We start from the raw sequence: 20,800 nt of genomic DNA, 5'->3' as shown, positions 1-20,800 counted from the left end.
AGGTGCAATGGACATATGAATCATATACAAACAAATTTTTCATCTTTCTTCAATAAAATTACGATCGGTGCGATGCTCGCATTTTTCGTTTATAGTTGTTGGGTAGCATTTGAGACAAGTAAGCAATTCTTTGGAGGAAGTACAACAAGTGTAACAATCATATTGGCAATTTTCGTCATACTTATTTTGTTAGTGGCATCAATTCTACAATATCGTTTTACAGATAAACAATTTCTTATTTTTCTTATAAGTATATCTATAGTTGTGAGGCTTAGTATGCTGTTATTTGTAGATGCTCCAATAATTGGTGATATGAAAGTGATGTATGAGTCTGCAAAGCAGATTGCAATTGGTAATAATATAGGGACTGTAACTCATTTGCCTTTTATTATATATGAGTCAGTAATCATTCGTATATTCGGTGATACATTATTCGCTTTACAACTATTTAATGTGTTATTTTGCGCAGGAACCGCATTTTTTATTTATCGTATTGCGGCAATGGTTTTTGGAGAAGAATGCGGTCGTATTGCTTCTATATTTTATGCTCTGTATATTCCAAATATATTGCTGAGTTCCGTATTAACTCCTGAGTCACTTGCAATATTTTTATTTTATTTTGCTTGTTACATACTTTTATATAAAGGGTTAGATCATCCTTATATGTGGGTGTTTTCAGCGGTTTTATTTGCATTTAGTAATATGATTTTCCCGATAGGATTATTTCTTCCTATTTTTATCACTGTATATGTATTATTAATTGAAGTGTCTCAATCAGCAACGAAACAAAAAGTGTTACTAAAGATGGTAGGGATACTTATTCTATTTTATAGTACTCATTTTGGTGTGAATTATGGAATTAAGGCAATGGGATTGTCACAATATACGATTTCGAATGAGACGTATGTTCAATCTGTCTTAATTGGAAAAACGAAACATGAGGAAAAAATATCGAAAAATCAAAGTGTAACAGAGCATATTGATCAAAAGTTAAAAGAGATTGAGGGAGAAAGATTTAAACTTTTAGAACCGATGATAAATCAGTTTTCAGATGAGGGGATAAATTCTATTCTTTTCAAATGTGAAAAACTGATATATATAGCCGTAACATTGTTTATGACTATAGCTCTATTGCACTTCCTTATTAAGAAACAACAAAATGAAGGGTATATGTTGTTCTTATTTTTAATTAGTGGCTACGTATTGTTAAGGCTTTTCCAAGTAGATATGGCATATTACAATGTAATTATGCCGGCATTGTTTATTTTGCAGAGCTTTGGTGTTTATATGAGTTATGTGTATTGTCAAAAAATATTTTTCAGAAAATAAAAAGAATCCATTCTGGATTCTTTTTTTTGATGGAAGATGAAATTTAGTAGTCAGTGCAAAATGGAAAGTATGCCGGACCTGAATTTTATTCCGCTATTTTCCGGACAGTCAGACCCCACCTCAAAATCAGCGAAAGCAAAGAAGTTAGGTGGGGGCGGACTGCCTGTAAAAGCCCGATTGTTGAGGGCTGATTAAAGTTTCACTTTATCTTATCGATTTAGTTCTAGTTGTAAATTATCGGCTGTTAGAGCCATTTGTGAGGAATCATCTTGAATTCCTTTCATTACTTGTGAAATAGCTTGTAGCTCATGTTCAATTTTCTTATTCTGTTCTTTTGAGTTAGACATATCTTTTACAATTTCTTGGAAGTATCGATCTGTTGCCGACATACTATCCGTTCCTTCTGATACGAGAGAGCTAATTTGTTTCACGGAAGACGAGACACGGATAATTTGTTCATTTGTTTTTTCGACGAGCTTTGTAACGTTAAAGATAGATTCTTTCGTTTGCTCTGATAATTTTCGGATTTCACCAGCAACAACAGAAAACCCCTTCCCAAATTCTCCGGCACGTGCAGACTCGATAGCAGCATTTAGTGCGAGTAAATTTGTTTGCTCCGCGATTGATTTAACGATATCTATGATTTCGTTAATTTTGTTAGAAATATCAAGAAGTTCATGAGTATCTGTAATAATCGTTTCCATATTCATTTGAATAGATCCCATTCGTTTGTTTTGCTGGTTTAATTGTTCTTTCCCTTTATTCGCTTTTTCTTCAGATGTTGTAGCTAATGATGTACCTGTTTTAGCAATCTTTACAATAGTTTCAGACTTAGTGGTTAGTTTTTGAATAGAAGAGCTTGTCTTTTCAGATACAGCAGCTAGTTCTGTTGCGATATGCATAATTGTCATAGCAGTTAGTTCTTTTTCTTTCTCATGCTCTTTTTGCATTCTTTCATATTCAGATTCATAAGCTGCAAGAACAAGTTCTTGTTCAAGAGTGAATAATTTATTTATGACATTTATAGAATAGGAAAAATCATCGATTGTTGTTATTTTTGTTTGCAAAATCTTCATGATAGAGCGGAATAATTCTTGATAAGCAGCAGTATACCATTTTCGATGTAAACCAATTTGCACATGTCTTTTGGCGATTCTAACACGCTGTTCAATGAAATCTTCATGCATATTGCCGCTGAATAATTCTTTAATATGTGTTTTTAAAGTTTGTTTTAGTTTTGGAATAGAGCTGTAACGTTCAATAATAGTAATTAAATTAGGTTGTTTTGTAATGTTGGCATAGAATTTTTCAGTAATCCAATCAATTTCTGCATAAATAAAAGGCTGTAGTACTTTTACAACTTGTAAATCTTCTTTTGAAATATGTAGCATATCCATTTGAATTTTCAATTCAGAATTAGTAGGTACATTAAAAGTTATTTGTTGGTCCTTACTTAATTCGATTATACTGGCATTTGTTTTATTAATATTTTTTCTGAAAACCCCAAGCATCATTCTTCCCCCTGTATATAAAACGTTTTCAATTTTAAAACTAATATAGAGTAATTATATATGCTTATATATAATTACTCTATATTAGTTCGTTGAATAGTATATAAATTAAGAGAATTCTAGATAGAATTCTCTTAATGGCCTTTATTAATTTTAGCATGTGTTTTAAAGAAAACAGGGAAATGCACATTATATATTACAGTGACGACACGAATAACGAATGTTACTAATAAACAAACATAGAAAGCTAATACGTGCGCCCCCATAGCGTATGTGATTAGGAAGCTAATTGCTCCTAAGATAGAAGCGATTGCGTAAATCTCTTTTCGGAATACGTAAGGGATATCTTGAGCACAAATGTCACGCAAAATACCGCCTCCAATACCTGTAATGACTCCCATTGAAACAACTAGAAATGAGGCGTCAACATGATGTGACATTGCCGCATTTGCACCAATAGCTGTAAAAACGCCTAATCCAACAGCATCAGAAAGCATAATAACGACTTGAAGTTTATTGATACGCTCAAAAAACATACAAGTAAATAATGCTGATAATACACTTACGAAAAAGTAAATGGGTTTTACAAATGCGACAGGGGGCAGGTTACCAATCATGATATCACGAATAATACCGCCGCCGAGCGCAGTAGCTACAGCTAAACAAAGGACACCAAATAAATCTAAATCTTTTTTTAAACCAACTAATGTACCAGAAATGGCAGCGGCGATAATGCCAAGAAACGTAAATATATCGATTAATAACATGGCCTTAATCCCTTTCTCTTAAAGATGTTCCAGAGAAAAAATATACACTAAAGTATTGGAAATAACAATTACTTTTCGTTACATGTATAAAAACGGATAAAATACATAAAGAAAGCGTTTGAAAATGCTTAGGAGAAAACGAAGCAAGGTTAATCTTTAGTTGTAGGATAGCCGAGTGGGTGTTTGTATGTAATTATTAAATTTTATATACTTATAAATAAATTAACAAATGTTACTATAATGCTGATAATAAGTGGAAGAGTGTTAGATAGTTTTTATAGAGATAGGGAAGAATAGCTAAAGGATAATGTTTTCTAGCACTACTTAAGCTGGATTTGGTTAGTTTCGGCATAAAAATAAGTTCTCAATTTAAATATGAGTTATGTTATAATTGCTAGGTGTGTTTTAACGATAATAAATTATGATTAAAAGATAATGTTAAGATTTTGTATGGAGGTCTTGGAATGTTAGCAAATCAAGCTAGGGTTAGATTTGAGCATTTTTTGCTCTTTTTTATTATTTTACAGCCTGTTTTAGATTTATTAACGTCTCTTAGCATCACTTTATTAAAGTCAAATGCTACCGTTGGAATTTTAGTAAGATTCCTTATTATGGCTGTTGGTGGTATTTACATTTTAATTCAGGCAAAAGAGAAGGAAAATAGAAAGTTTTTAATTTATCTTATATTATTAGCCGGCGTTTTAGGGATAGGATTTATTAATAACAAACTAGTTAAGGATCCTATTGTACTTGGTGAAGAAGTTAAATTCGTTGCGAAAGCATTATATATATATATTATGCTGGGATCATACATTTTAGCTTTAAAATCATTGAAAACGAAAGTTAATATTAGTGATAAGGTTCGAAATAGTATTGTATATTCTACATTAATCATTAACGCAATTATGGTTATTTCTATTTCAACATCTACTGACTTTGGTAGTTATGAATGGATGAAGGTTGGTTCTCGAGGTTGGTTCTATGCAGGGAATGAACTAGGTTCAATCTTAGCTATTATTTTCCCTATTGTGGTACTATATTCTATTCAAAAAACAAAGAGCTGGAAACATATTTTATATTGGATTCCATCACTTTTAATGATTTACTCATTAATTCAAGTTGGTACAAAAGTAGGAATGGGCTCAATTGGTGCTACGTTGGCAGCAGCAATCGGGATCATTGTACTACAATTATTATTTAATAGAAAAAATCCGAACAAAAAATCTCTTGTACTTAACGCAGTAATTGCTATTGTCCTATTAGCTGGTGTAGTTGGGACGTTTAAACAAACACCATTAGCACAAAATATGGGCATTCATAATAATTATTTATCAGAGCAAAATGTGGCTCAGCAAGGCCAAAAAGAACAAGAAATTAAAGATAAGTTGAAAAAAGAACAAGAACTTAAAGCAAAAGAAGAAAATCATCATAAAGTTGAAAAGCCAGAAGAAAAGGCGAAGATAGAAGAGGAAGTTAAGAAAGAACTTGAGAAAGAGCAAAAGAAAGAAAATCAAGAAAACCTTATTTTCAGTGGACGTCAAGTATATGAAGAAAGACATAAGCAGTTCTTTAAAGAAGCGCCAATGTCACAAAAGTTATTAGGAATGGGTTATGCAGGTAACTTTAAATACAATGAACAAAAGCAGCCAGATCCAAAACTAATTGAAATGGACTTCCATGATTGGTTTTACGATTTCGGAATTATTGGCTTTGTATTACTAATGATTCCATTTATTTATTACGGGCTAAGAATTCTACTAGCATTTGCTACGAGATTTAAGGACATATTTAATATAAAATATGGAATGATTTCAGCAAGCTTATTGTTAGCGTTAGGTATTGCTTATATTGCAGGACATATTTTAACAGCACCAGGAGTTGGAATTTACTTTGTAGTGGTGTTAGCTTATCTAATAGTAGACCTAGAAATTGAATGATAAAAATAAAAGCTAACTTTTGTTAGCTTTTATTTTTTAGTACAGTAAAATAAAAATAGATGGAAACGTAGCGAGGATTTAAAGGAGGAAAAAATATGAGAATATTGCATATGAATGCAGGAGCAGAAGATGGGGGAGGGAAAACACATATTATTTCACTTCTCGATCAGTTTCCAACTGGTGAAGTAGAATTAGCAGTATTTGAAGATGGAATTGTTGCGAAGGAAGCAAGGGAGTTAGGGATAAAAGTCCATGTGTTTTCACAAAAATCGCGCTATGATTTATCCATTTTAAAGAATATAAGTGAATTTATTAATAAAGAAAAATTTGATGTAGTTCATACACATGGTCCTAGGGCTAATTTCTATGTTTCTTTAATGAAAAAGAGAATAAAGGCAAAATGGGTAACGACTATTCATAGTGATCCATTTCAAGACTTTACTAAACAGGGCTTAAAAGGTTGGATTTTTACGAAATTAAATTTGAAAGCCTTAAAAAATATAGACTTATTTTTCGTTGTAACAAATAGATTGAAAAAAAGCTTGGCAGCATTAGGCATTTCAAATGACAAGATGCATGTTATTTATAATGGAATTGAATACGATCAGGAAAAAGCAGAAGGCTATAATAAAAAAGAAATGTTCAATATTGATGAAGATGTATTTACGGCAATCCAAGTAGCACGATTACATCCCGTCAAAGGACATGAAGTTTTATTCGATGCGTTACAACAAACAAAATTAGAGAAAATTAAAGTATTATTAGTTGGCGATGGCCCATTAGAAGAAAATCTAAAGTCATTAGCTACTGAAAAAGGGATTAACGATAAAGTAGAGTTTTTAGGACATCGTCAAGATGTAAAACAATTATTTGCGTCGTCACATGTAAATTTATTAACTTCCCATAGTGAAGGGTTCCCACTAGTTTTATTAGAAGCGGCAAACCAACGTGTACCATCAATTGTGACTAGGGCTGGAGAAATTGAGCCATTAATCGTAGATGAAACTTACGGATGGATTGTGCCAACAGGTGATGGAAAGGCATTAGCATTAGCTTTAGAAGAAGCGTATGATAAGTGGAAAACGGGAGAATTAGCAGCAATGGGTAAACATATTTATGAGCATGCTACTATGAACTTCTCACTTCAAAAACTATATGAAGATACAAAAGAAACATATAAGCAATTAATAGCGAAAAACTTGTAATGATAGAGAGGATAGTTAACTATGGCAGTACAAACAGTTGATATTCTAGGCGTTCCTTTTTCTACAATGACAATGGATGAAACGGTCCAATATTTAAAAGAACAACTAGAAGCGGAACGAACTCATACGTTTCAGGTAGTAACAGCAAATCCTGAAATTGTTATGTGCGCAAAAAAGGATGAAAAGTTCTATCAAACATTATTGAATACAGATTTAATTACACCTGATGGTATTGGGGTTGTAAAGGCAAGTGGTATGCTTGGTACACCTTTAAAAGAGCGTGTAGCAGGTTTTGATTTAATGTGTAATTTACTTGCGAAGTTATCAGAAGATAGTAAACCAGTATCTGTTTTCTTATTAGGTGCAAAGCCGCATGTTGTACAAGCTGCAGCAGAACATTTAACAAAGACATATTCAGCTGTATCCATCGCCGGTACACAAGATGGTTATTTTAAACAAGAAGACGAAGAGAATATTATTTCTCGCATTCAAGAAGCAAAACCAGATTTATTACTTGTTGCACTCGGTTTCCCGAGACAAGAGAACTTTATCCAAAACAATAAGCATCGTTTAGAAACGAAAATGGCTGTTGGAGTGGGTGGAAGTTTAGACGTATGGGCTGGAGAAGTAAAACGTGCACCAAAATGGATTCAAGCGATTCATTTAGAGTGGTTTTATAGATTATGCAGTAATCCAACACGCTGGCGTCGTCAGTTAGTATTAGCGGAATTTTTAAAAGAAGTAATGCGTTCGAAAAAGTAGCGAAATATCGCTGCTTTTTTTATTTGTTCATTTTTAATAAATTGAAACTTTAATCAGTGAGGCATCCCTACTGATTATTAGCCCTCACCAATCGGGATAGACGTTTTACTTTTTGGGAATGATGAAGGAGAAATTTTTTACACAAAAGTATTTTACTTATACAATTCACACATGTAAAATGATGTGTAAAGACACCTGTGTGAGGAGGACTTCTAGTGGGCAAGGTAAAAGAAATTTCGAAGCGCAAACTACTTGGTATAGCTGGGCTTGGATGGCTATTTGATGCAATGGATGTTGGAATGCTTTCATTTGTAATGGTAGCCTTGCAAAAGGATTGGGGATTAACGAGCCAGGAAATGGGCTGGATAGGTAGTATTAACTCAATCGGTATGGCAGTAGGAGCGCTTATTTTTGGGATACTATCAGATAAAATAGGGCGAAAATCAGTCTTTATTATTACATTATTATTATTTTCTATCGGTAGTGGTTTAACTGCGTTAACGACGACACTCGCGATGTTTCTCGTTTTACGCTTTGTAATTGGTATGGGGCTTGGCGGAGAGCTTCCGGTTGCCTCTACACTAGTATCAGAGAGTGTTGAAGCACATGAGCGTGGGAAAATTGTTGTGTTATTAGAAAGTTTTTGGGCAGGTGGATGGTTAATTGCAGCTCTTATCTCGTATTTTGTTATTCCGAAATATGGTTGGGAAGTTGCGATGGTATTGAGTGCAGTTCCAGCACTATATGCTTTATATTTAAGATGGAATTTACCGGATTCCCCAAGGTTCCAAAAGGTTGAAAAAAGACCATCTGTTATTGAAAATATAAAATCAGTTTGGTCTGGGGAATATCGTAAAGCAACAATTATGCTATGGATTCTATGGTTTTGTGTTGTCTTTTCCTACTATGGAATGTTCCTTTGGTTACCGAGTGTAATGGTGCTAAAAGGGTTTAGTTTAATAAAAAGTTTCCAATACGTACTTATTATGACGTTAGCTCAACTTCCAGGGTATTTCACCGCTGCTTGGTTTATTGAACGTCTCGGTCGTAAATTTGTTTTGGTTACGTATTTAATCGGGACAGCTTGCAGTGCCTATTTGTTTGGGGTTGCGGATTCATTAACAGTATTAATCGTGGCAGGTATGTTACTATCCTTCTTTAACTTAGGTGCTTGGGGAGCATTATACGCCTATACACCTGAGCAGTATCCAACCGTTATTCGTGGTACAGGTGCAGGAATGGCAGCAGCGTTTGGGCGTATTGGTGGTATTCTTGGACCACTATTAGTGGGGTATTTAGTTGCCTCAGAAGCTTCACTATCATTAATATTTACGATTTTCTGCGGATCAATTTTAATTGGTGTATTCGCTGTAGTAATACTTGGACAAGAAACGAAGCAACGAGAATTAGTATAAAGTGAAATTTTAAATGTATGCCTGATCGTTTATTACCCTACACTACTCGGCTCTTTCTAGGCAGTTAATGTAGGATAAAGGGGGAGAGGAAACCGAAGGGGTTTCCTTTTTTCTGTTTTTTTAGATAAATAATGGTATAGTAAGAAAAAGGGATTATTTCTTATAAAAGCGAATGTATACAGCAGGACATATGGACAAAGAATTAGGTGGTTGAAGAAATGAAAATTTTACTGATCATGGAAGAGGCAGAAGAGAGAAGAGAGTTAGCTGAAAATTTCACTGAAAATATGAGAAATGTAGAATGTTTTGAAGCAAAGACAGGAACAGAATCTTTATTTATGATGAAAAAACATATACCAGACTTTGTTTTTTTAAGTTCCAAATTACTAGATGGTACTGGTTTTGAATATGCAAGTTTATTACGAGAAATAAATTGCTATACAAAATTTATTTTTGTAGGTGAAAACATAGAGGAATCTATTACAGCTTTTCGTTTCCAAGCATTTTATTATTTATTACGACCATTTCGTGAAGAAGATTTACAATTTCTTTTATATAAAATAGGTAAAGAACAAGGTGAGAAAGCAAAGAGTTATTTGCGGAAACTACCGATAGAAAGTCAAGAAGGTATACGATATATGCTTCCAGAAGATATCGTATATGTAAGTAAAAATAAAGAAAATAAAACTGTTTCAATTTACACAACGAATAATCAGTATATTTCAACATATACACTTCAGGAATTAGAAAATAAGCTAAATGCATATGATTTTTTACGTGTGCATAAAAGCTATTTAATTAATATGTCATATGTAAAAGAACTGAAACCTTATTATAATGGCACGTATAATTTGTATTTAGATAGGTATGATGAGCAACCGATTCCAGTCAGTCGTAATTATGTAAAACGCCTTCGAAATAACATTGAATTATAGTAGGTAATGAGAGTATTTTAACATGATAAACTGAAAATCCTTCATGATAAGGAGGATTCAAGTTAAATATTCAGAAAATTTAGTACAATCTCCACTAAGAAATAGTATTGGGGGAATTGTATGTGAAGACATTGAAATCGATCTTACTTTGGGGCGTTATTACAGCAGTAGGAGCAGGTGCTTTTGGGGTAATAGCTTTATCACAAGGTGAAACCATTAATGCTGTATGGCTCTTAGTAGCTGCCGTATGTGTATATGCAGTTGCTTATCGTTTTTATAGTAGATTTATAGCGAGAAAGGTTTTTAATTTAGATGATAATCGGCAAACACCAGCCCATACATTAAACGATGGGAAAGACTATGTTCCGACAAATAAGTGGGTATTATTTGGACATCACTTTGCAGCGATTGCTGGGGCGGGACCTTTAGTAGGACCGATTTTAGCAGCACAAATGGGATATTTACCAGGGACCATTTGGATTATTGTTGGGGTAGTTGTTGCGGGGGCTGTTCAAGATTTTGTCATTTTATTTGCTTCGATGAGACGTAATGGTAAATCGTTAGGAGAAATGATTAAGGATGAGATTGGACCTGTTACAGGACTAATTGCAATGATAGGTATTTTAGGAATTATGATTATTTTATTAGCAGTATTAGCGTTAGTCGTAGTAAAGGCACTGATCGGAAGTCCTTGGGGAATGTTTACAATAGCAGCAACGATTCCTATCGCTATTTTAATGGGAGTTTATATGCGCTATATTAGGCCTGGTCGTGTTGGAGAAGGGTCAGTAATTGGTATTATCCTACTTATTTTATCTCTTATTGGAGGACAGTATGTAGCAGAAAACCCAACACTTGCAAGTATGTTCACATTTAGTGGTGAAACAATTGCTATTATGCTTATTGTATATGGATTTATCGCATCTGCATTACCAGTTTGGATGCTATTAGCACCACGTGATTATTTAAGTACATTTTTAAAAGTTGGAACAATCGTTGGATTGGCGATAGGTATTTTAATTGTAGCACCCAATTTACAAATGCCAGCAGTTTCGCAATTTATTGATGGAACTGGTCCTGTTTTCTCTGGTAATTTATTCCCGTTCTTATTTATTACGATTGCCTGTGGTGCGGTCTCTGGATTCCATGCTCTCGTTTCATCTGGTACAACTCCAAAAATGATTGAGCAAGAGGGACATGCACAGCCAATTGGTTACGGAGCAATGTTAATGGAGTCGTTTGTAGCAGCGATGGCAATGATTGCAGCTTGTGTATTAACGCCAGGAACTTATTTTGCGATTAATAGTCCGGCGGCACTTATTGGTACGGATGTATCACAGGCAGCTCAAGTTATTTCTTCATGGGGATTTGCTATTACACCAAATGAACTAAAAGAACTTGCTGTAAATGTTGGAGAGCAAACAATTTTATCACGTACAGGTGGCGCACCGACGTTAGCAATAGGTATGGCATATATTTTCTCACAAGTAATAGGTGGGACGGCGATGATGGCATTCTGGTATCATTTTGCCATTCTTTTTGAAGCCCTATTTATTTTAACAACGATTGACGCAGGAACGCGTGTAGGACGATTTATGATTCAAGATATTTTAGGGCATGTATATAAGCCTTTTGCGAAAACAGATTCTACATTAGCGAATGTAATAGCTACAACGTTATGTGTATTAGGGTGGGGATATTTCCTATACCAAGGGGTAATAGATCCGCTCGGTGGAATTAATACATTATGGCCGCTTTTCGGTATTGCAAATCAAATGTTAGCGGGTATCGCATTATTACTTGGAACGACAATTTTGTTCAAAATGGGGAAAAAGGCGTACGTTTGGGTAACACTTATTCCAACTGTGGGATTGCTTATTGTAACAATGACAGCTGGTTATCAAAAGCTATTTCATGAAAATCCTAAAATCGGATTTCTATCTCACGCAAAGGTGTTTCAGGGAGCGCTAGATGAAGGGAAAGTGTTAGCACCAGCTAAAAATGTTGCTCAAATGAAGCAAATTATTTTTAATGATTATATCGATGCAGCGCTTTGTGGGATTTTTATGATAGTTGTAATCGCTGTGTTAATTTCAGCACTTCGAATTTGGATACAAGTATTGAGAAATAAGCCAATGCCGTTAAAAGAGGCACCATATATTCCTAGAGATGAAAGTGAGTCGAGGAACTATGCTTAAAAAGCTGTGGCAAGTATGGGGGAAAAGGAAGCGCTTTATTAGTTTGCTCGTTGGGGTACCAAGTTATGAAGTATACGTAGAGCATATGAAAAAGCATCATCCTGAAGAAGAGGTTGTATGTCAAAAGCAATTTTTTGCTGAGGCACAAGAAGCAAGATTTAACGCAAAGGGTGGAAAAATATCACGCTGTTGTTAATGAAAAAGGGCGAGTTTTCGCCCTTTTTATTTTTTTTGCTGTTTCACGTGGAACAGCAAAAAAATAAACAAAAAACTTTGGGAATTATAGGGATTTCGTATACAATAAAGTGAGGAAGGGGATAGATGGAAAAGTAGGGAGATTATTTTATGTTAAGGGACTTATTTGTAAATACAACAATTATTATTTCCTTTATTTTTGTTGGAGGTCAGCTTTTAAGGGATAAACCGTTAAAAGAAGAATTCTCTTTTTTGCAGAAGTGTGTAATCGGTATTTTTACTGGAATATTAGGTGTACTGTTAATGCATTTTGGTGTACACATTGAAGATATTATGTTGGATTTACGTTATTTAGCCGTTATTTTGGCAATTATAGTTGGAGGTCCGGTAGCTAGTAGTATAACAGTTACTATAATTTTAATTACTCGGCTAATTTTTACTGAGTACTCTTTAGCTTCCGAATTGGCTTGCTATACAATTTTACTAAGTGGAATTGGTGTTATCTTTATTGCAAGAATACAAACTTCGATTACGTTAAAGTTAGTATGGTTACACGTATACTGCCTTTCTATTTTGATAGTACCGATGTATATATTATTTAATGATATATCTGTAGTTGTACTATATTTAATTTCAAGTATTACTACAGGTTACATAACATTCGTAAGTACAAACTATGTTTTACAATCCAATGAGTTATTTCAAAAGATGAAACAATACGCAACGATAGATGCATTGACAGGTCTAGGAAACGTAAGACAGTTTGATTTAGAGATGAATCATCATATTAGTAATAAGAACATGAAAAATGATTCGCTTTGTTTACTCCTTATAGATATTGATCACTTTAAGTATGTAAATGATACGTACGGGCATCCTGCAGGGGACGAAGTGTTAAAACAAGTAGGATGTATTTTACGAGAAACTTCACAATTTCCAGATTTGGCTTTTCGAAAGGGTGGAGAGGAGTTTGCGCTTTTGATACCGAATAAGGGATTAGCTTACGGAATTTGTATGGGCGAGCAAATTCGTACAGTTGTTGAAAGTCACCCATTTCAATTGTTAGATGGAACAAAAATAAAAATTACGGTTTCGGTAGGGGTTTCAGAGTATGAAGGGTCATCAGAGCAATTTATTCAAGCGGCGGATGATGCGTTATACTACTCGAAACGAAATGGTAGAAATAAGGTCAGCTCTGCATCTTAAAGATAAGATGACCAGAAGACATAAAGCTTATAAAAAACACTCACAGAGTCAATGTATGAACCTTGTGAGTGTTTTTATTTATATATTAGACAAGTTCTTTTGATACAACGAATTTACGATATGCACCATGGTGAGTTGGACCTACGTATTCGTTAATTTTGAATGAGTAACGAATAGCAGCTGTGATGAATTCTTTAGCAGTTTTTACTGCTTCTTTCACAGGTTTTCCTTTTGCAAGTTCTGCTGTAATTGCAGCAGAATATGTACAACCTGCACCGTGTGTATTGGTTGTATCGATTTTTTCTGATTCTAGAAGGTCGAATGTTTCTCCATCATATAGGACGTCGATTGCAGTTTCCGTACCAAGTTTGCTTCCGCCTTTAATTAGTACGTATTTGGCACCTAAAGCGTGGATTTTCTTCGCTGCTTCTTTCATGTCCTCAAGAGAATTAATTTTCACACCGCTTAATTGGTAAGCTTCAAATAAGTTTGGCGTTACAACTAATGCCTTTGGCACAAGAACGTCACGTAAGCAATCGTTCGTTTCAGGATGTAATGCTTCATCTGCACCTTTACATACCATAACAGGGTCAACTACTACATTTTTGAAATTGTGCTTTTCGATTGTTTCTGCAACCATTTCAATAATTTCTACCGATCCAAGCATACCTGTTTTTAAAGCATCTACGCCAACACCTTCAATTGTTGTTTCTAATTGTGGTTTTAATGTAGAAGCTGGGATTGGAAATACGTTATGTGCCCAACCGTTATGTGGATCCATCGTTACGATTGTTGTAAGAGATGTCATTCCGTATACGCCAAGTTCTTGGAATGTTTTTAAATCTGCTTGTATACCAGCACCGCCACTTGTGTCAGAACCAGCGATAGTAAGTGCTTTATTTAATGTCATTATGAAAGCCCCCTCAAGTGATATAATGAAAACTATGTTTTCACCATTATATCAATGTTACGAATAAGTACAAAGTGAAAAGTAGATGATTTATTTTAAGGGCTATTTAAAATCTTGTATGCAGGAGACTGAGTATGTTTCGAGATAATCGTACAAATGAATTAGTTATATTAAAGGAAATTGCAGAAACATTAAATACATCAAATGATACGTATCATGTATTGCAAGCTGTCCTAGAGAAATTACTAAGTGTGACAGGCTTAACGACAGGATGGATTTTTCTTGCAGATGAAAATGGGAAGTATACGAAGTTGATTGATTACCAATTACCAGAGGCACTTACATATGGAAATAAACGCCCGATGTGCGAAGGTGAGTGTTGGTGTTTACGAGGTTTTGTAGATGGGAAATTAGAGAGAGCCGTTAATATTATTGAATGTAAAAGAATTAATAATGCAATTGAATATAATTGGGGAGATACGGAGGGCATTCTTCATCATGCTACGGTTCCTTTAAAAGCTGGAGGAGAAAAATTTGGGTTGTTAAATGTTGCAAGTCCGGGTAAAACACATTTTTCGGAAGAAGAATTAGTATTACTCCAATCGGTTGCTTTCCAAATTGGTACGGCTTTAAAGCGAACAAAATTATATGAAAATGAAAAAAGAAGAGCACATTATTATGTGAAATTAGAGCGTTTCATTCAAGATTTAAAAACGATTCATAAGTTTAATGTATTACCTGAAAAGGTGGTAAATCACGTAGGTGAAGTATTTCAATGGAATCAAGTAGCGCTTTTTATTAGGGAGGAAAAAGAATTATCTCTGCGAGCGTCTTACGTTCAGGAAGAGTTACAAGAGGATGTAAAAGAGGCGGCCAACAAGGCGTTAGAGCAAGATGAACCAGTTCTAATAAAACATCAAATAGGGCATAATGTGCATCTAAATCAAACTGTTATTGCTACGCCAATACATATTCAAAACCATATATTTGGTGTTTTATGTGTTAGCTTGAATAATGGAGAGTTTGATGCTAATACAATAGATGTAATTCAAGCGCTATCAAACCATGTTTCGTTAATAATAGAGAATTTGAGGTTAAACGAGCAGCGCCGTGAACTTGTACGAATGGAAGAAAGAAACCGATTAGCAAGAGATTTACATGATTCTGTTTCGCAAAAATTATTTTCATTAACCTTCATGACAAAAGGCGCCGAGGCAGTTTTAAAAGGTAAAAATGAAAAGGTAGATCAATCTTTGCATGAGATGCGTGAACTTGCACAAGGAGCTTTGAAAGAAATGAGGACATTAATTTGGCAGCTTCGTCCGGCAGGATTAGAAAAAGGGTTATTGCCAGCTCTAAAGCAGTACGGTGAAAATTTGGGACTGAAAATTAGGGAGCAAGTTACGGGTGTTCGTGATTTACCTCGTGTAGTAGAAGAAGCTTTATGGCGCATTGGCCAAGAAGCACTGAACAATATAAGTAAGCATGCAGGTGTAAAAGAAGCGACGATTTATTTTACAGTGAATGAGAAAAATGTATCATTAGAAATAGTTGATCAAGGAAAGGGCTTTGTGGAAAAGAATATAAAAGAAAAGAAATCACTAGGTATGACTACGATGCGTGAAAGAGTAGAATTAGTTGGTGGAACAATTAAAATCGTAAGTAGTAATAAACGAACGAGCGTAAAAGTAAATGTACCATTATGATGTGAAAATGAGGGAAGTTTGTGAAAATAAAAGTATTGTTAGTTGATGATCATACAGTTGTTTTAAAAGGATTAGCGTTTTTTTTAAGCACACAGGAAGATTTAGATTTAGTTGGAGAAGCGAATAATGGGAAAGAAGCGTTAGTGAAAGTAGGAGAAACAAATCCTGATGTTATATTAATGGATTTATATATGCCTGAAATGGATGGTGTTGAGGCGACGGCATATATTAAAAAAGAGTATCCAAATGTGAAAGTAATTGTATTAACTAGCTTTTCTGATCAGGCGCATGTGTTACCTGCATTAAGGGCTGGAGCAAGTGGGTATATTTTAAAAGATGTAGAACCCGATCAGCTTGTTGAGGCTATTCGAAGTGCATATAAAGGTAATATTCAATTACATCCGGATATAGCAAATGCTCTTCTCTCTCAAACATTACCTGTAGAAGAAAAGGAAGAAGAACATTCTATTCAAGTGGATGTGCTAACAGCGAGAGAAAATGAGGTGTTGCAACTATTAGCAAAAGGGATGAGCAATAAGGAAATTGCATCTGTTTTAGTTATTACAGAAAAGACAGTTAAGGCGCATGTAAGTAGCATTTTGAGTAAATTAAATTTATCCGATCGTACGCAAGCGGCGTTATATGCAGTGAAAAATGGAATTGTATAAGACAAAAGTCGTAAGACCTAGTTCGCCTTTAGAAGGTGGACTTTTTTTATGGAAAAATACGTCTATGTGAGGACGAAATTGTCTTTATATAAAGATAAAATATGATTGTAAGCAACAAAACAACAATTACAAGGGATACCTTTTTTGAAAGCATATAACAACATAAGAGTGAGTACTAGGAGGAAGAAATAATGGCAACAGTTTTATTCGTTAAAGCAAACAACCGTCCAGCGGAACAAGCAGTTAGTGTAAAATTATATGAGGCATTTTTAGCAAACTATAAAGAAGCACACCCAAATGATACAGTAGTAGAACTGGATTTATATAAAGAAGAATTACCATATGTAGGTGTAGACATGATCAATGGTACATTCAAGGCAGGTAAAGGATTTGATTTAACAGAAGAAGAGGCAAAAGCAGTAGCAGTTGCTGATAAGTATTTAAATCAATTCCTAGAAGCTGATAAAGTTGTTTTCGGCTTCCCATTATGGAACTTAACGATTCCAGCAGTGTTACACACATATATTGATTATTTAAACCGTGCTGGTAAAACGTTCAAATATACGCCAGAGGGTCCAGTTGGCCTAATCGGTGATAAGAAGATTGCATTATTAAATGCACGAGGCGGCGTATATTCAGAAGGTCCAGCAGCTGAGGTAGAAATGGCTGTTAAATATGTAGCAAGTATGATGGGCTTCTTCGGCGCAACAAACATGGAAACAGTAATTATTGAAGGACATAACCAATTCCCAGATAAAGCGGAAGAAATCATTGCTGCAGGTCTTGAAGAAGCAGCTAAAGTAGCAAGTAAATTTTAATTAAAATTATAATCGTCACTCGAAAAGGCAGCATTAACATGTAAACGTTAATGCTGTTTTTTTATATTTTTAGTTCATCAGCAAGTTTTTTTAATTGAATTCGATCTCGTATGTAATAGGTTCTTCCGTCTTTTTTTAAGTAATTTTGTTGGCAAAACTGATTTAATACATATAAAAGATGACGGTAGCTGACATTTAAATATTCCGAGGCCTCAGTATGCTTTTCTATATAACAATTATTTTGTTCTGTTAATAAAATAAAAGCAGCTAATCGATTTTCAAAAGGATAACTATAGTTTTTTGCGTAATTTTCAGTGCGAGTAATTGTCTTTTCTCCAATAAATTTGCATAAGTGCTGTAAAAACGTTGCATCTTGTAATAAAAGTTGCTGACAATCTTTAAGAGGAAGTGCCAAACAAACACAATCTTCTAGTACTTCAACGGACTTAGTAATATTTTCTACTCCTATTAAACCTAATTCCCCGATAAAAGATGGTGCTTGAATAAAATTAATTAATGAAACCTTCCCGTTTTTATGACTCATATATATTTTTGCCTTCCCAGAAATTAAGTAATAGAGATAAGGGAGAGTATTTCCTTCGCTACATATCATCTCTTTCGTTTGAAAAGAATGTAGCTCTACATATGGCAAGACATGAAATGAAAATAGGGTATGGAATTGATGGATTTGCATGTATTGATAAATTTCTTCCTCATTTTTGCTGATTTTCATATTTTCACCCCTATTTATAGTATGAGATATCTCCTATTATCTTTACAAGAAGGAATGATACGATTTATGTAAATTTGTTTTTGTAGAAAAGAGAGTGTGATGAGTTTATGAAAAAATATAAAACATTGCTATTTGATGTAGATGATACATTATTAGATTTCCAAAAGGCTGAAAAAGTGGCTTTACGGGTGCTTTTTGAAGAGAAGGGAATCCCTTTAACAGACGAGATAGAGGCTCGTTATAAAAAAATAAATAAAGGTCTTTGGGATGCTTTTGAAAAAGGGGAACTATCACGCAATGAAGTTGTAAATACACGATTCTCTCTGTTGTTTAAAGAGTATGGAGAAGAAGTAGACGGAATATTATTCGAAAATAATTACCGTAACTGCTTAGAAGAAGGAAATCAACTCATGCAAGGTGCGTTTGAATTTATAAATCAAATTCAAGGGGAGTATGAGTTGTATATAGTGACAAATGGTGTTTCTAAGACGCAAGATAAACGTTTGCGTAATGCAGGGTTACATTCATTGTTTAAAGATGTTTTTGTTTCGGAAGATACAGGTTTTCAAAAGCCGATGAAAGAGTATTTTGATTATGTTTTTGAACGGATTCCTAACTTTGCACCTGAAGAAGGGCTGATTATTGGGGATTCATTAAGCGCGGATATTAAAGGTGGATATGTAGCGGGAATTGATACTTGTTGGTTTAATCCAGAAAGGAAGTTAAATGATAGTGGGATTATACCGACATATGAAGTGCATAATTTTGAGGAGTTAGAAGCGTTATTAAAGCAGCATGTGTAATAAAAAAATAGACAGTGGAGCTTTCGTCTCCACTGTCTATTTTTGTTAATTTGTATTTTCGTTATGTTTTGGGAGTGGAAAGGCATTCCCAATAGCAGCTGCACCAAGCATTGGCAATAGTAAATTAAGCGGGAAAAACATAAGTAATAGCAATGTAATAGCTATTGGCTTTCGTAACGCATAGCTCGAAATTGCTGTCGTTACGATAGCAACGGATGCTACTGGATCTATAGGAAGAATAGATGCTATAGCGTATCCAATACTTGATCCGGAAAATATAATTGGGAATATATGTCCACCCCGCCACCCTGTGTTCAAACAAACGGCAGTAATACACAACTTTAAAATCCCTGAAAGAAGTAGTATCCAAAAAGATAAATGGCTCCATTCAACAACTAACTCTTTTAATTGATGTTCCCCTGAAAATAATGTGTACGGAAGAAAAGTTCCTGCAATTCCTAATAAAATGCCACCGATAATTCCGAGTGTCAGCTTGTATTCCCTAAAAGGGTGAATTAACTTCTCTAAAGTGAATTCTAACTTGAAATAAAAGAAACCAACTATAGCACCGATACTAGCAAGTGGAAGAAATGCAATCCATTCATTGAAAGAAAGTGCACCTTCCCCGAAATCAACAATAAAGGATCCACGATTATCGAGTTTACTCAGTAGTAAATAAACAGAAAAACCTGCGAAAGTAGTAGCTAAGTATACAATTGCCTTTTTTCCTTTAGAAAAAGCAGCAATTTGTTCCCCCTCATTTTCATTCGGTGCTAAATAACCGAATAATGGTGCGTTAAAAATGACACTTAAAGTAGCGCCAATTCCAATCTCGGTTAGCTCATTCATACCCTTTAAGGCAAATTTAAAGCGATCCCCTACCCATGTGCACAGTCCGCCTATAATTCCAACTAGTGCGGCTTCTGGACCAAGACTAGCTCCGAAAATTAAAACAATAATCGCTGTTAAAGTAGCCTGATGGACAAAGCGATATTCGATTCGACCAGTTTTTTTATATTCAGTCATCACTTCAGGCATAAGGCGTGGGTATGTACCGAAATATTTTTGTGATAGACCAACGAGGACTCCGCCAATTATTGTTACGCAAAGGGTGTAATAAGAGGGATAAGAGAGAACTTCAGGCAAGTATCCCCAAATAAAGTGGATTCCAATATTTATTGTGACTAAAAATAACCAGACTGTAGCTCCTACTATAGATCCTAGAAGAATGCCATATAGAGCAAGTATGTACTGCATATCTTTTTTATTTGTCATGTTATACCTCCGTTATGTAAATCTCAGTAGGGAAAAAGTGAAATATACTAGTGGAAAATGGATTGAATATATATAGTATCTTTTTGAGAGGACCGCCTATTCAACATATAGGCTGAATTTTAGAGAATTTGAATTTATAGGTTAAATTACTTATTTAATTTTATAGACTGATTTGAGTTTTTTAAAGGTCTTTTTTGAAATAGACTAGAATATATTTCTTTTGTTGCTTTATATGAAACTGTTAACATTTATTTTAGAACATTCAGAAAAACTGTTTGACATTAGGAAATTATTGCTATAAAATCAACGGTAATTGCATAGTCTTATCAAGAAAAGGTGGAGGGACAGGCCCGATGAAACCTTGGCAACAGCCGTATAACGGAATTGTGCCAAATCCTGCAGGTAGTAATCCTGAGAGATAAGAAAG

General features: G+C 34.5%; 18 protein-coding genes, 1 pseudogene and 1 riboswitch. Of the genes and pseudogenes, 13 read left to right on the top strand and 6 right to left on the bottom strand.

Annotated features, from left to right (window positions below; genetic code table 11):
• Positions 1–15 precede the first annotated feature (15 nt).
• Positions 16–1,329: an ArnT family glycosyltransferase gene (locus QCI81_RS13935; RefSeq protein ID WP_053563280.1), complete on the top strand. Its 1,314-nt coding sequence runs from the start codon at positions 16–18 to the stop codon at positions 1,327–1,329.
• A gap of 209 nt (positions 1,330–1,538) precedes the next feature.
• On the opposite strand, the gene QCI81_RS27185 is transcribed toward QCI81_RS13935, so the two are convergent.
• From QCI81_RS27185 to QCI81_RS13925, 3 genes and pseudogenes are all read right to left on the bottom strand, one after another.
• Positions 1,539–2,231, bottom strand: a complete 693-nt coding sequence (locus tag QCI81_RS27185) for a methyl-accepting chemotaxis protein (protein ID WP_445117603.1) — start codon at positions 2,229–2,231, stop codon at positions 1,539–1,541.
• Between the two features lie 63 nt (positions 2,232–2,294).
• Positions 2,295–2,840 (bottom strand): annotated as a pseudogene (locus QCI81_RS27180) (protoglobin family protein); the annotation flags it as partial.
• A 134-nt stretch (positions 2,841–2,974) separates the two neighbouring features.
• A complete protein-coding gene (locus tag QCI81_RS13925) occupies positions 2,975–3,607 on the bottom strand; it encodes a trimeric intracellular cation channel family protein (RefSeq protein ID WP_000924377.1) in 633 nt (210 codons plus the stop codon).
• A 464-nt stretch (positions 3,608–4,071) separates the two neighbouring features.
• Here QCI81_RS13925 and QCI81_RS13920 point away from each other — a divergent pair, with 464 nt between their 5' ends.
• The 8 genes from QCI81_RS13920 (at position 4,072) to QCI81_RS13885 (ending at position 13,460) form a co-directional block, all read left to right on the top strand.
• Complete coding sequence (locus tag QCI81_RS13920) at positions 4,072–5,544, top strand: O-antigen ligase family protein (protein WP_353810822.1); 1,473 nt, start codon at positions 4,072–4,074, stop codon at positions 5,542–5,544.
• A gap of 95 nt (positions 5,545–5,639) precedes the next feature.
• Positions 5,640–6,749 (top strand): glycosyltransferase family 4 protein, encoded by a 1,110-nt coding sequence (locus QCI81_RS13915; RefSeq protein ID WP_053563282.1) that lies wholly within the window; start codon positions 5,640–5,642, stop codon positions 6,747–6,749.
• A 21-nt stretch (positions 6,750–6,770) separates the two neighbouring features.
• Complete coding sequence (locus tag QCI81_RS13910) at positions 6,771–7,511, top strand: WecB/TagA/CpsF family glycosyltransferase (protein ID WP_053563283.1); 741 nt, start codon at positions 6,771–6,773, stop codon at positions 7,509–7,511.
• 215 nt (positions 7,512–7,726) lie between these two features.
• Complete coding sequence (locus QCI81_RS13905) at positions 7,727–8,926, top strand: MFS transporter (protein WP_000521106.1); 1,200 nt, start codon at positions 7,727–7,729, stop codon at positions 8,924–8,926.
• A 218-nt stretch (positions 8,927–9,144) separates the two neighbouring features.
• Positions 9,145–9,861: a LytR/AlgR family response regulator transcription factor gene (locus QCI81_RS13900; protein ID WP_000698259.1), complete on the top strand. Its 717-nt coding sequence runs from the start codon at positions 9,145–9,147 to the stop codon at positions 9,859–9,861.
• A gap of 122 nt (positions 9,862–9,983) precedes the next feature.
• Positions 9,984–12,059, top strand: a complete 2,076-nt coding sequence (gene cstA / locus QCI81_RS13895; protein WP_000854308.1) for a carbon starvation protein CstA — start codon at positions 9,984–9,986, stop codon at positions 12,057–12,059.
• A complete protein-coding gene (locus tag QCI81_RS13890; protein ID WP_023523602.1) occupies positions 12,052–12,255 on the top strand; it encodes a YbdD/YjiX family protein in 204 nt (67 codons plus the stop codon). The genes cstA and QCI81_RS13890 overlap by 8 nt, the downstream gene beginning before the upstream one ends.
• A gap of 149 nt (positions 12,256–12,404) precedes the next feature.
• On the top strand, positions 12,405–13,460 hold the full coding sequence (locus QCI81_RS13885; RefSeq protein ID WP_353810820.1) for a GGDEF domain-containing protein: 1,056 nt from the start codon (positions 12,405–12,407) through the stop codon (positions 13,458–13,460).
• 85 nt (positions 13,461–13,545) lie between these two features.
• On the opposite strand, the gene pdxK is transcribed toward QCI81_RS13885, so the two are convergent.
• Positions 13,546–14,370, bottom strand: a complete 825-nt coding sequence (gene pdxK, locus QCI81_RS13880; protein WP_000174252.1) for a pyridoxine/pyridoxal/pyridoxamine kinase — start codon at positions 14,368–14,370, stop codon at positions 13,546–13,548.
• 134 nt (positions 14,371–14,504) lie between these two features.
• Between pdxK and QCI81_RS13875 the strand changes: the two genes are divergently transcribed.
• From QCI81_RS13875 to QCI81_RS13865, 3 genes are all read left to right on the top strand, one after another.
• The gene (locus tag QCI81_RS13875; protein ID WP_353810819.1) at positions 14,505–16,076 is read left to right on the top strand and encodes a GAF domain-containing sensor histidine kinase; all 1,572 of its coding nucleotides are present in this window, start codon (positions 14,505–14,507) and stop codon (positions 16,074–16,076) included.
• Positions 16,077–16,096: 20 nt separating this feature from the next.
• Positions 16,097–16,744 (top strand): response regulator, encoded by a 648-nt coding sequence (locus QCI81_RS13870; protein ID WP_063549203.1) that lies wholly within the window; start codon positions 16,097–16,099, stop codon positions 16,742–16,744.
• A 191-nt stretch (positions 16,745–16,935) separates the two neighbouring features.
• Complete coding sequence (locus QCI81_RS13865; RefSeq protein WP_000246721.1) at positions 16,936–17,562, top strand: FMN-dependent NADH-azoreductase; 627 nt, start codon at positions 16,936–16,938, stop codon at positions 17,560–17,562.
• 61 nt (positions 17,563–17,623) lie between these two features.
• Here the strand turns inward: QCI81_RS13865 and QCI81_RS13860 are convergent, their stop codons facing one another.
• Positions 17,624–18,295, bottom strand: coding sequence for a transcriptional regulator YeiL (locus QCI81_RS13860; RefSeq protein ID WP_000703310.1), 672 nt, complete (start codon positions 18,293–18,295; stop codon positions 17,624–17,626).
• A gap of 107 nt (positions 18,296–18,402) precedes the next feature.
• Here QCI81_RS13860 and QCI81_RS13855 point away from each other — a divergent pair, with 107 nt between their 5' ends.
• Complete coding sequence (locus tag QCI81_RS13855; RefSeq protein ID WP_353810817.1) at positions 18,403–19,098, top strand: YjjG family noncanonical pyrimidine nucleotidase; 696 nt, start codon at positions 18,403–18,405, stop codon at positions 19,096–19,098.
• 45 nt (positions 19,099–19,143) lie between these two features.
• Here the strand turns inward: QCI81_RS13855 and QCI81_RS13850 are convergent, their stop codons facing one another.
• On the bottom strand, positions 19,144–20,373 hold the full coding sequence (locus QCI81_RS13850; RefSeq protein ID WP_065229615.1) for a chloride channel protein: 1,230 nt from the start codon (positions 20,371–20,373) through the stop codon (positions 19,144–19,146).
• A gap of 320 nt (positions 20,374–20,693) precedes the next feature.
• Positions 20,694–20,798: riboswitch (SAM riboswitch) on the top strand.
• Positions 20,799–20,800 lie beyond the last annotated feature (2 nt).

The sequence above is a fragment of the Bacillus cereus group sp. MG20 genome (assembly GCF_040459885.1).
In the GTDB taxonomy this organism is placed as follows: Bacteria; Bacillota; Bacilli; order Bacillales; family Bacillaceae_G; genus Bacillus_A; species Bacillus_A cereus.
This window is presented reverse-complemented; position numbering and strand designations above follow the sequence as displayed.